Origin of the sequence: Microcoleus sp. B7-D4, from assembly GCF_036705125.1 — a bacterium.
Taxonomy (GTDB): Bacteria; Cyanobacteriota; Cyanobacteriia; order Cyanobacteriales; family Microcoleaceae; genus Microcoleus.
The window spans coordinates 1-11,254 of record NZ_JAUBTT010000034.1 but is presented as its reverse complement, the minus strand read 5'-3'; the positions used below and the strand labels follow the sequence as shown (position 1 = coordinate 11,254).

Annotated in this window: 10 protein-coding genes and 1 tRNA gene; 8 read left to right on the top strand and 3 right to left on the bottom strand. The window is 46.4% G+C overall.

From position 1 onward, the window contains the following. Nucleotides 1-284 precede the first annotated feature (284 nt). From QUB12_RS15415 to QUB12_RS15380, 8 genes are all read left to right on the top strand, one after another. Nucleotides 285-512 (top strand): hypothetical protein, encoded by a 228-nt coding sequence (locus QUB12_RS15415; protein WP_015178453.1) that lies wholly within the window; start codon nucleotides 285-287, stop codon nucleotides 510-512. Nucleotides 513-829: 317 nt separating this feature from the next. Beyond that, nucleotides 830-1,915, top strand: a complete 1,086-nt coding sequence (locus QUB12_RS15410; RefSeq protein ID WP_333058036.1) for an amino acid ABC transporter substrate-binding protein — start codon at nucleotides 830-832, stop codon at nucleotides 1,913-1,915. 297 nt (nucleotides 1,916-2,212) lie between these two features. Continuing rightward, on the top strand, nucleotides 2,213-3,427 hold the full coding sequence (locus QUB12_RS15405) for an ABC transporter permease subunit (RefSeq protein ID WP_333307435.1): 1,215 nt from the start codon (nucleotides 2,213-2,215) through the stop codon (nucleotides 3,425-3,427). A gap of 175 nt (nucleotides 3,428-3,602) precedes the next feature. Then, nucleotides 3,603-4,124: a DUF29 family protein gene (locus tag QUB12_RS15400; RefSeq protein ID WP_333058038.1), complete on the top strand. Its 522-nt coding sequence runs from the start codon at nucleotides 3,603-3,605 to the stop codon at nucleotides 4,122-4,124. Nucleotides 4,125-4,257: 133 nt separating this feature from the next. Then, nucleotides 4,258-5,454 carry an amino acid ABC transporter permease gene (locus QUB12_RS15395; protein ID WP_333058039.1) on the top strand — a complete coding sequence of 399 codons (1,197 nt, stop codon included), beginning with the start codon at nucleotides 4,258-4,260 and terminating at the stop codon, nucleotides 5,452-5,454. A 161-nt stretch (nucleotides 5,455-5,615) separates the two neighbouring features. Further along, nucleotides 5,616-6,368, top strand: coding sequence for an amino acid ABC transporter ATP-binding protein (locus QUB12_RS15390; RefSeq protein WP_333058040.1), 753 nt, complete (start codon nucleotides 5,616-5,618; stop codon nucleotides 6,366-6,368). 116 nt (nucleotides 6,369-6,484) lie between these two features. Further along, nucleotides 6,485-8,557, top strand: a complete 2,073-nt coding sequence (gene uvrC / locus QUB12_RS15385; RefSeq protein ID WP_333307432.1) for an excinuclease ABC subunit UvrC — start codon at nucleotides 6,485-6,487, stop codon at nucleotides 8,555-8,557. A gap of 151 nt (nucleotides 8,558-8,708) precedes the next feature. Continuing rightward, nucleotides 8,709-8,779 (top strand) — tRNA-Gly (locus QUB12_RS15380). 231 nt (nucleotides 8,780-9,010) lie between these two features. Here the strand turns inward: QUB12_RS15380 and QUB12_RS15375 are convergent. The 3 genes from QUB12_RS15375 to QUB12_RS15365 form a co-directional block, all read right to left on the bottom strand. Then, nucleotides 9,011-9,280: a flagellar alpha dynein gene (locus QUB12_RS15375; protein WP_333307429.1), complete on the bottom strand. Its 270-nt coding sequence runs from the start codon at nucleotides 9,278-9,280 to the stop codon at nucleotides 9,011-9,013. 32 nt (nucleotides 9,281-9,312) lie between these two features. Beyond that, the gene (locus QUB12_RS15370; RefSeq protein ID WP_333305144.1) at nucleotides 9,313-9,633 is read right to left on the bottom strand and encodes a hypothetical protein; all 321 of its coding nucleotides are present in this window, start codon (nucleotides 9,631-9,633) and stop codon (nucleotides 9,313-9,315) included. 139 nt (nucleotides 9,634-9,772) lie between these two features. Beyond that, nucleotides 9,773-11,254 (bottom strand): DUF5906 domain-containing protein (locus tag QUB12_RS15365; RefSeq protein ID WP_333307426.1); only part of this gene is annotated, 1,482 nt, incomplete at its 5' end.

Sequence of the window (11,254 nt, the reverse complement as noted above, 5' to 3'; positions counted from 1 at the left end):
GTGGAGCCCGATCGCGGATATTGGCAGCCCCGCGAGCGAGCGCGTGTAAAGATTGTTAATCTTTTATCAAGATGTTTATCTCAATGTGAAGGAATTGGGAACTCTTATAACATCTTGTGTGTTGTAACTTGCGACACTACTGTCTTAAGTTATTGTGGTCAAATATAAAATAATCATTAAGCCGATGGCTCAGAGGGTGCTTTTCGTCTATCGGCTTGAGACACCAAGACCAGCTTTTCGCTATCCCCGCCCATTAAGTGCGTATTTACGCTCAACGAGGTTTTATGACTCCAGTCATGTTACGCCAACTCTGGTCATTAATTGAGACCACCCAAGCTACTCTGTTAGTCAATTTAGACGATGCCACCCTGGTACAGTGGCTGCTGAAGCAGTTAAAGACAAACTCTGCGCTCAATGGCAAAGAAGCAGATTTGTTGGACGAATACATCCAGTCTCGGCTTTCCCTAATCCGCGATTTAGCTGAGCAGCGGCTGGCACCAGAGCTACTGTGAGCGGATTCAATCAAAATCGGATAAATATTCCAGGGAAGGGCGACGATCGCTCGCGCTGGGCAGAAATAGCAGAAAAGAAACCGGGTTTCAGGGATAAATCTGAGGTTTGACGACCATACCTCCAGCCAGAAACCGGGTTTCTAACTTTGGGTTCCCAGCTTGCTCAAAAAAAACAGGCGGGTAGTCGGGGCAGTTGTCGCTGTGCAGCAACGGATGCAGAACGGCTAATTTGAAACCGGAAGCTGTGTAGATCGCCGATCGCCACAGTTCTGACAGCTACAAGGTAGGATTGTCAGGAAAGCGTTCTATTAAAATCTATGCGTAAATGGGGATTTCTGCTACTAGCAAGTGTGTTGTTTGTGGCACCGTTGGCATCTTGTAGGGATCGATCGGCACAAACCGGACAAACAACAGCAACAACTGCAGCAGGCGGCAACTCGCAACAAGGTTCCAGCCGGATAGATACAATTATCAGCCGGGGCAAACTGATTTGTGGCATCAGTGGCGAACTGCCGGGTTTTAGCTTTGTAGACGAAAAAGGCAAATATTCGGGACTGGATGTGGATGTGTGCAGGGCTGTGGCGGCGGCAATATTTGACGATCCCGAAAAAGTCGAGTACCGAAAGCTCAATGCTAAAGATAGATTTACAGTTTTGCAGGCGGGAGAAATCGACATTCTCAGCCGAAATACCACCTACACCGCGAGTCGCGACAGCACTACCGGACTGGAATTTGCCCCGGTGATCTTTTATGACTCTCAAAGCATCATGGTCAAAAAAGACAGCGGCATCAAAAGTTTAAAAGATTTTGCGGGCAAATCTATCTGCGTGCAGACAGGTACGAGCACCGAACAAAATTTGTCCGACCAAATGCGAAAATTAGGAATTAAATACACTCCTGTGGTGTTTGAAGATGTGAATGCTACCTTTGCTACCTATCAAGAAGGTCGCTGTCAAGGTGTTACTGCCGATCGATCGCAACTTGTTTCTAAGCGGACAACTCTGCCGAATTCCGAGAATAATGTTGTTTTGCCGATCGTGATGTCAAAAGAACCATTAGCCCCAGCGGTGAAAAGCGGCGATCCTAAATGGGCTGATGCGGTGAGATGGATCGTTTTCGCGGCGATTGAAGCTGAAGATTTGGGAATTAATTCAGGAAATGTAGACCAAATTGTGGCAAGCACTACAGACCCGAACATCAAACGTTTGCTAGGAACAGAAGGAGATTTAGGTAAAGGTTTCGGACTCCCGAACGACTACGCCGTCCGCGTTGTGAAGAAAGTGGGGAATTACGGGGAAATGTACGATCGCAACCTCGGCCCCAAAAGTACACTCAAGTTAGAACGGGGTCAAAACAGACTCTGGAAAGATGGCGGTTTGCTTTACTCGCCGCCATTCCGCTAGTAAAGCTATGTAGGGTGCGTGACGGTAAAAATCCCCATCGCCAATCAAGTAACTATCAAGTCACGCACCAAAGCTATGTAGAGTGCGTGACTTGAAAAATCCCGCTCGCCAATCGAGTAACTATCAAGTCATATCAAATCCGGTAGCATCGGAATAATTCATCTCTGCATTCTCTCCCTCTGCGTTCTCTGCGCCCTCTGCGGTTAAATCATTCCGATGCAACCGGAAACGATATCACGCACCAAAGCTCAATCTCGCCTGGATTTGCCAGCAGATTTATCAAATATAATTTAAATTATGAACCCAGAACCTCAACCGGGCAAAGCCCAGAAATTTCCCTATTTTAAAGATATATCAAAACTCCTGCGGGACGATCGCTTCTGGAAAATTGCCGTACAGGCGATCGCCCTAATTTTAGTAATAGTTGTGATCGCGATTCTCGCGGACAATCTGGGCGCCAATTACTCGCAACTGGGGATTGCATTTGGATTTGACTTTCTCAATTCCCAAGCATCTTTTGACATCGGCGAAAGCGTGATTCCCTACAGTCCCGAAAATACTTACAGACAAGCTTATTTTGTCGGTTTAATCAACTCGCTGCGGGTGATGGGTCTCGGCATTATTTTCGCAACAGTTGCGGGTTTGACGGTAGGAATTGCGCGCATTTCCGACAATTGGCTGCTGCGGAGTTTGGCTGGTTTGTACGTAGAAATTTTGCGAAATACGCCGTTATTGCTGCAATTATTTTTCTGGTATTTTGCCGTTTTCATTTCCCTGCCAAAACTCGAAGACAATCAGCAGATGAGGGGGCCGATTTACTTGACAAATCGCGGCATTGCTGTACCAACAGCGGTGGCTTTGCCGGGTTTTGAGATTTGGTTGATTTTGCTAACTGTCGGAGTTTTGGCTGCCGCTGGGCTGTGGATGTGGCGGGCGCGGGTGATGTTGGAAGAAGCTAAGCCGGGAAGACAGTTGTTTTGGGCTCTAGGTGCGATCGGGCTAAGTGCAATCTTAGCTTGGATTATCACCAAAAATCTGCCTTTTCGTCTAGATGTTCCGCGCCTGACACCAACATTGCAACTCGAAGGAGGATTAAAATTCACTCCAGAATTTGCTGCCTTGGTGACAGGACTCAGCTTGTATACTGGCAGTTACATTGCAGAAATTGTGCGGGCCGGAATTCAGTCAGTATCGAAAGGCCAGTGGGAAGCGGGAAAGTCTTTGGGGCTGAAGTCTGGAACAATGATGCGGATGGTAATTTTACCGCAAGCTTTGCGGGTGATTGTGCCGCCTTTAACCAGTCAGTATCTGAATTTAGCTAAGAATTCGAGTTTAGCGGTTGCGGTTGCTTATCCCGACGTTTATTTTGTGGTGGGATCTCCGACGTTGAATCAGACCGGTCGGGCGATCGAAGCAATGTTAATTATCATGGTAACATATCTAACAATTAGTTTGATAGTTTCTCTGTTCATGAATTGGTACAATAAAACTGTACAAATCAAGGAAAGGTAAATAGTTGAAATTTAATCTATTTTAATTGGAATCAAAGGAGAGCGCGTTAAATGGCGTACAGTGACTTTAGCTGAGACCGAGTAACGAAAACTTGTGAATTGACGACTAAACAATAATAAAAATAACCAACAACAACTATCTTTTTTTTGCTAGTATCAAACTTGAGGAACATCAAATGACACAAGAATTAATTGCTCTTAGAAAAAGCATAGTGGAAGGAAGGTATACGGATGCTTTGGCAATAGTCGATGAGTTAGATGGAATGAGCAAACAGGCAATTTTGCGACAAATCCAATCTTTTTTAAATGTTTTGCTGATTCACTTGATTAAAAATCAAGTTGAACAGCGATTAACTGGTTCTTGGGCTAGTTCGATTCGCAATTCAATCAGAGAAATTAAGAAGGCAAATATTAAAGATAATAAAACATCTTATTACATCAATTCTGATGAATGGGAGAGTTTTATAGAGGAGGAGGTGATTGAGGATGCGATTGCAGAGGCGGCGGAGGAAGTATTGAATGGTATTTATAGTCAATTTCAACTTGCAGAGATGATGGATAGAAACCTGATTATTCAGACTGCTGTGAGGTTATTGAACTTGACTTATATCCATTCCGCCAAAGATTTACCCGCAGTGTTAGCCCAGCATTTAAGTCAGTTACCAGGTGGAGAAGATTGGATAAATCGGCGAAAATAAGTAGGATTTTTTTTAGCCTTGGCGATTGGAAATCGCGTCTACACAAACAAAACCCCTGGCGATTGGAAATCGCGTCTACACAAACAAAACCCGCCTACGCGGGTTAATAAAATATAGGATTGAAAACCGCTAGATGGAAACTCTCCCCATATTACCGCCCCCAGCCACCGAATCGCCTACCCCTTGGAATTGGGCGCGCAAAAATTTATTTAGTACCTGGTACAACAGCATTCTGACAGTAGTTTGCCTAATTATCGCCTTCCAAACTATTAAAGGAATTATCGTTTGGGCAACAACAAAAGCTCAATGGCGCGTATTAGAAGCCAACTTGCCACTATTTTTCGCAGGAAGATTTCCCCGCGAATCGTACTGGCGGCTGTGGATAGTAACGGCCATAATTGCCTTGTTGGGAGGATTAACTTGGGGAAACATTCAGCGGCAAGAACGTCTTTGGAATCCGCCTTTACTAATTATACTTGGTGCTGCAGTTGTGGGTGCTGTCATTTCGCCGATCGACCTAACCTCTCGTTTTTACCTGCTAGCCAATATTATTGTAGCGGCTGCTAGCTATTGGACGGGGAGACAAATTAACCCTAAAATAATGAGTTGGATACCTGCAATGTGGGCTCTTTCCTTCCCCATAATTTTGTGGCTAATTAAAGGCGGGTTGGGTTTGACAGAAGTGTCAACAAATGATTGGGGCGGTTTAGTGCTGACGCTCTTTTTAGCAGTTATTAGTATTGTGCTTTCCTTTCCTTTGGGAGTATTGCTAGCACTCGGCAGACAAAGTTCTTTGCCCGTTGTGAGACTGTTATCAACATTATATATTGAAATTATTCGCGGTTTACCCTTAATTGGCATTTTGTTTTTAGGTCAAGTGATGCTGCAACTCTTCTTGCCGCCCGAATATCCGAAATTAGATAGAGTAATTAGAGCCATTGCTGGATTAACCTTATTTAGTGCGGCATACTTGGCGGAAAACGTGCGCGGTGGCTTGCAGGCCGTGCCCAGGGGACAAATAGAAGCAGCTAGGTCGATCGGACTCAATACACCCCTACTCACAATTCTCATTGTACTGCCTCAAGCACTGCGAATAGTCATTCCGGCGATCGGCGGTCAATTCATCGGATTATTTATGGATACTTCCCTGCTATCTCTATTCGGAATGTTAGAATTAATCGGAATATCCCGCGCAGTTTTAGCAAATCCATCCTATATCGGCAGATACGCCGAAGTTTACATATTCGTCGGCATCATTTATTGGATATTTTGCTACTCAATCTCCCTAGCAAGCCGCAAAATAGAACGAACTTTAGAAAAAAGTCATTAGTCCGCAGTCTGTAGGGGCGGGTTCACCAACAAAATATAACTCCCAACCCAAATATATATAAACCCGCCCCCTCCCAACCCAAATATATATAAACCCCCCTCCGCTGAAGTAGTCAACAGTCATCAGGCAATAATTATCCGTCATTATTTAAAGGACAAACTATGCAAACTAAACCCACAACCCCAGAACAGGTAATCGTAGCAGAAAACGTCCACAAATGGTACGGACAATTTCACGTACTGCGAGGCGTCAGCATGACCGTAAACCGAGGTGAAGTGGTTGTGGTGATGGGGCCATCTGGTTCGGGAAAATCGACGTTTATTCGCACATTCAACGCCTTAGAAGAATACCAACAAGGTAAAATTACGATCGACGGAATCGAACTTTCCCACGACTTACGCAACATCGAGACAATCCGCCGCGAAGTAGGAATGGTGTTTCAGCAATTCAACCTATTTCCCCACTTATCAGTCTTGGAAAATGTCATGCTAGCGCCAGTATGGGTGCGCCGCTGGCCAAAGAAAAAAGCCGAAGAAGTGGCAATGCAACTCTTAGAAAGAGTGGGCATTTTGGAACAAGCAAAAAAATATCCCGGACAGTTGTCTGGAGGACAGCAGCAGCGGGTCGCTATTGCACGTTCTCTAGCAATGCAGCCTAAAATCATGCTGTTTGATGAACCGACATCAGCATTAGACCCGGAGATGGTGCGGGAAGTTTTAGATGTAATGCGAAATTTGGCTCAAACAGGAATTACAATGGTGGTGGTGACTCACGAAGTTGGGTTTGCGCGCGAAGTTGCCGATCGCATTGTATTGATGGATGGCGGTGTTTTAGTGGAAGAAGCCCAACCAGAAGAGTTTTTTCAGAACCCGAAGGAAGAACGCACCCGCAAGTTTTTATCTCAGATACTGTAACAGATTTTCAAGTGTAGTCGGTGGGTTTGGCGACGGTCGCAGCCGTCAAAATAGACATAATTAAGGTAAAATAAAAGAGTGTACAATCAGTCTCTATTTTGCTGAGATAGCTTGCAATGCCATCCACAAAAACTCTGCCGTTAGTTAAAGACTCGGAACGCCTAGAAAGTCGCCTCAAAGAAATCCCGGCGGTTCCTGGTGTATATTTAATGCGAGACGAGAGCGATCGCATCCTTTACATCGGCAAATCCAAAAAACTCCGAAACCGCGTCCGTTCCTACTTCCGCGAAAGCCAAAATCTCAGTCCCCGCATCGCGATGATGGTGCAGCAAGTGCGCGAAATAGAATTCATCGCCACCGATACAGAAGCGGAAGCTTTAGCATTAGAAGCAAACCTCGTAAAACAGCACCAACCTTACTTTAATGTACTCCTCAAAGATGATAAAAAATATCCTTATTTGTGCATCACTTGGTCGGAGGAATACCCGCGCATTTTTATCACCCGCAAACGCCGCGCCGGTAGTGCAAAAGACCGCTACTACGGCCCCTACGTCGATACAGGGGCACTGAGGAGTACGCTGCATTTAATTAAGCGAATTTTCCCCCTGCGGCAGCGCCCTCAACCGCTATTTAAAGACCGTCCTTGTTTGAACTACGACATCGGGCGCTGCGTTGGCGTTTGTCAAGGGTTAACTTCGCCTGAAGAATACCGGAAAATAATCCAAAAAGTAGCGATGATTTTCCAGGGAAGAACTCAGGAATTGCTCGACTTGTTAGCGCCGCAAATGGAACAAGCTGCCGAAGATTTAAACTTTGAAACGGCGGCGCGCATTCGCGATCAAATTAAAGGTTTGCAGTCTTTGAGTGCGGGTCAAAAAGTGTCTTTGCCCGACGATACGGTTTCCAGAGATGCGATCGCACTTGCGGCAGACACCCAGCACGCTTGCGTCCAATTGTTCCAAATTCGTGCAGGTCAATTGGTCGGAAGATTGGGATTTATGGCGGAAATACCCTCCCAACCCAGGGCGGGCACGGGGGCACCGCCCCTACAAGCGGGGGGGCAAGAGTTATCTCAATCTCTTGTAAAAGATGGGCAAGAGTTATCTGAACTTTCTCTTTCCTCCCCCCCTTGGCAAGGGGGGGAACGAGGGGGGGTAGAGGCCGGAGCGATTTTGCAGCGGGTGTTGGAAGAACACTATCAAAATGTTGAATCCGTAGAAATTCCCAGCGAAATTTCTGTGCAGTACGAATTGCCAGAAGGAGAAATATTAGCAGATTGGTTGAGCAATCGTAAGGGGCGAAAAGTTACGATTTTGACGCCGCAGCGGCAAACTAAGGCTGAGTTGATTGAGATGGTGGAACGCAATGCTGAGTATGAATTGGCGAGAATGCAAAGATTGAGCGATCGCAATTCTCAAGCAATGGAAGATTTAGCAGAAATTCTCGATTTGCCAGAAGTTCCTCGCCGCATTGAAGGTTACGATATTTCTCACATTCAAGGTTCTGACGCCGTAGCTTCCCGCGTCGTATTTATTGACGGTTTGCCGGCCAATCAACACTACCGCCATTACAAAATTAAAAATCCTGAAATTAAATCGGGTCATTCTGATGATTTTGCTAGTTTAGCAGAAGTTATCGGTCGCCGATTCCGAGGATTGAAGGAAGAAGAAAGAGGAAAGATGGAAGAGGGATTTAGCGAGTTAGAAGAACCGGAAGAACTCAGCAATTTATCATCGGTTTCTCATACTATTTCCGACAAACCCGACTTAATTATGATAGATGGCGGCAAAGGTCAACTGTCAGCAGTTGTGGCTGTTTTGCGGGAGATGAATTTGCTAGAAGAGTTGCGCGTTGTCAGTTTGGCAAAGCAGCGAGAGGAGATATTTTTGCCGGGGGAATCTTTGCCACTTCCAACTAATTCTGAGCAGCCTGGGGTACAATTATTGCGCCGGGTGCGAGATGAAGCGCACAGGTTTGCTGTGAGTTTTCACCGGGATCGCAGAAGCGAGAGAATGAAGCGATCGCGCCTTGATGAAATTCCCGGATTGGGACACCACCGACAAAAACAATTGTTGGCACATTTTCGGTCGATCGACTATCTCCGTTTAGCGACTCCCGAACAGTTGGCAGAAGTTTCTGGGATTGGCCCGCGTCTGGCGCAGCAAATTTACGATTATTTCCATCCGTAAAGCCTTACGCAGCATTGGAGAGAGGGATTTTCGGGGTGAGGGGGCGATCGGGCCGCAAGTCCCGATTCAGCCTGTGTGGGGGAGGTATTCAAAAATTTTGCACAGGCCTATTGCAATCCCCAGAGACTTGTGGTATGTTTAGTTTCTGTGCGCGGGCATAGTTTAGTGGTAAAACTTTAGCCTTCCAAGCTAATTATGCGGGTTCGATTCCCGCTGCCCGCTTGCGCCTATAAAAACCTCAAACTAACGAGAAATCAACGGTTTGAGGTTTTTTATTGCTCAGAATACGACTAAGTTAGGGGTCTATTTGACTAGAAATTGACTACGATTTGACTAGAAAACGACCAAACTGAGTATCGTTTGAATAGAAATTGAATAGAAATATTCACTTTCTATTCAACCTCTCCCCAATTGCTACTACCCGCAGTCGGCAAGTCAAGACGCCCTGACTACTCATCCGCCCAACAATCCTAAAATTACCTCCACGTCTTCCCGTTCGGCCCTCGTCTTTTTGCGCTGCGCTCTTAACTGATTGAGTAAGTCGGCCGGCTCTGGAAATTCTGCGACGGTCGGAGCCAAGTTTTTATTTGTTTCCCGATCGCGCCGCGCTTCCTTGAGCTCTTGCTCCAACATCTGCACCTTCAGTCCTAAATCGCCGTTGCTCTCGTGTAACTGATTCAGTTCTTTATCCCATTCTGCAAGCTGCTTGTTGGCCGCTTTCAATTCCTGCCTGAGTGATTCATCGTTGCCGTCACTCAGGCACTCAATTTTCCCAGCCGTTCCTCAATGGCGGCCATCCGTTCCATCACCGGGTCAAGGCGATCGGCTACAACCTTGTCTACAGTGTCTACAATTTTTGTAGACACGACGCTATCATTGCTTCGTGTAGACAAATCTGTAGACGATGTAGACACTATCGGTGTAGACAAAGTAGACAGCGCTGTAGACGTGCTTGAGACTTCCTTGAGAATGCGTTGTGCAGCTTGACTAAGTGACTCACCGTCTAGCTTCTGAGCTTCTATCCAGTTCAGGAAGTGACCGGATGCTCTGAATGATACGACTTGACTTTGACTCATTGTAGACACCTGTATACAGTATTTGTCTACACTAACTGATAGGCGTCTACAGTGTCAACATTTTGTCTACAAAACTTGTAGACACGAAAATCCCCCAATTAAGGGGGATGGGATTCAGTCGTTAGTTGTCAGGCAGTGGCTAAATTTTTCCTTGGAGACGGATGAGTTCAGCAATTCGATCGCGGACTAACTCGTCTTCTCCCTCCAGCCAGTCAGCGATAGTAGCAATGCTGTATTTCCGTCCCGGAGTGTTCCATCCGAACATTTGAGTAAGCAGGGCTTGTAAATGTTCAGAACGGTACTCTGGCCACCAGATTAGTGCAATGTCTCGCATTTTTTCTGCGTCCTCTAGGGTGATAGCTTCGGGTACTGATGCCACTGCCGGCTCTGACTCCGGTTTTAATGGGGGCTGAGCTTGCGGAGATTGAGTGAGTATTTTTACCAGTTTCTCGCGCTCGCTGTCGGTAAGTTGAGAGAGTAAATCGCAAACCTGACTAAAAGGTGAGGAAATTGTGGAGCCATTGGAGCCAGCGCTCTGTGTAAGGGTTTTTGGGTAGCCAACTGTGGAGCCAGTATTTTTTGGCTCCACAGTTGGCTCCACAGTATCCCTTGCTCTGTCTACTGGCTCCAATGGCTCCACAGTTTTTGTGGAAGTTTGCACAAATCCAATTCCAAGCAGATATCTTTGGTTCCTCCGCTCCATGTCATCTCGTTCACAATAGCGACACACTTGAAGTTTAGGAAAAATCTCGCTAAGCCTTGAGGACAACTGGTTTATAGCTTTCACCGGAGCGTCATACTTGTTGGAAAGTTCATTCCAAATCAGCTTCTCTTTGGTGCCGCTAGTCTCTCGCTCTAGAATCCCTGCATCCTCATACCAAGCTTGCAATTGCTCCCACAAATCTTTAACCCAGACGCGACCGCCAGACTGAACCTCTAAACCAACCTCGCGGGCAAACTGCCACAAGTGTCGGCTTTCCTCCTGTGCTTCCCGCATCGCCTCACGAGTGGCCTTGTAGTCAATGCCCTCTTTCAGTAGCAGTGGCAACCGCTCCAATATCTTATTGAGCATCGCCGGTGCAATCCGTTCAAGGATAAAGTTCTCGTTATCCTTAAAGCGCGGGTCAGCCTCTAATTCACCCTGAGACGGGTCAGCGTTACGCTTGTAAGTTTTCTTGAAACTCAGGACGCCGTAGCGGTCATCAATTGCAGCTGTCCCCCCAGTGATAGAGGGTAGTTTGTTGCAGTTGGCAAAAAAGGTAGCAACAGGCTTGTATTCGTAGCTGTCCTTACCTTTAGGTTCAATGTCGATCGGGTCGCCAGTGATGAACTGTTTGAGACTCTGAATATTGTCTAGGTCTACTTTTGCAGTGTTCTCAGAAGCCCAATTACAGAGCCCCCCTAGCAGACCGGACAGATTGAACTTGCGGCCATTGTCATAGGATTTGAAGTCTGACAACGACTTGTTAGTCATTCCCCTCCCCAAAACAGCGGCCAACACAGCTCGCAATGTATCTTTGCCATTAGACCCCTCGCCGTGGCATAGCAAACCTTTAACGCCCCGTCCCGTCAGCTTGGAGCGAACAAGCTTCAAATTCAACGCAGCAGCAGCAGTCCGCAA

Bases quoted from the DNA above. Each gene is read 5' to 3' on its own strand.
- QUB12_RS15415 (WP_015178453.1), top strand. From the start codon at position 285: ATGACTCCAGTCATGTTACGCCAACTCTGGTCATTAATTGAGACCACC.
- QUB12_RS15410 (WP_333058036.1), top strand. From the start codon at position 830: ATGCGTAAATGGGGATTTCTGCTACTAGCAAGTGTGTTGTTTGTGGCA.
- QUB12_RS15405 (WP_333307435.1), top strand. From the start codon at position 2,213: ATGAACCCAGAACCTCAACCGGGCAAAGCCCAGAAATTTCCCTATTTT.
- QUB12_RS15400 (WP_333058038.1), top strand. From the start codon at position 3,603: ATGACACAAGAATTAATTGCTCTTAGAAAAAGCATAGTGGAAGGAAGG.
- QUB12_RS15395 (WP_333058039.1), top strand. From the start codon at position 4,258: ATGGAAACTCTCCCCATATTACCGCCCCCAGCCACCGAATCGCCTACC.
- QUB12_RS15390 (WP_333058040.1), top strand. From the start codon at position 5,616: ATGCAAACTAAACCCACAACCCCAGAACAGGTAATCGTAGCAGAAAAC.
- uvrC (WP_333307432.1), top strand. From the start codon at position 6,485: ATGCCATCCACAAAAACTCTGCCGTTAGTTAAAGACTCGGAACGCCTA.
- QUB12_RS15370 (WP_333305144.1), bottom strand. From the start codon at position 9,633: ATGAGTCAAAGTCAAGTCGTATCATTCAGAGCATCCGGTCACTTCCTG.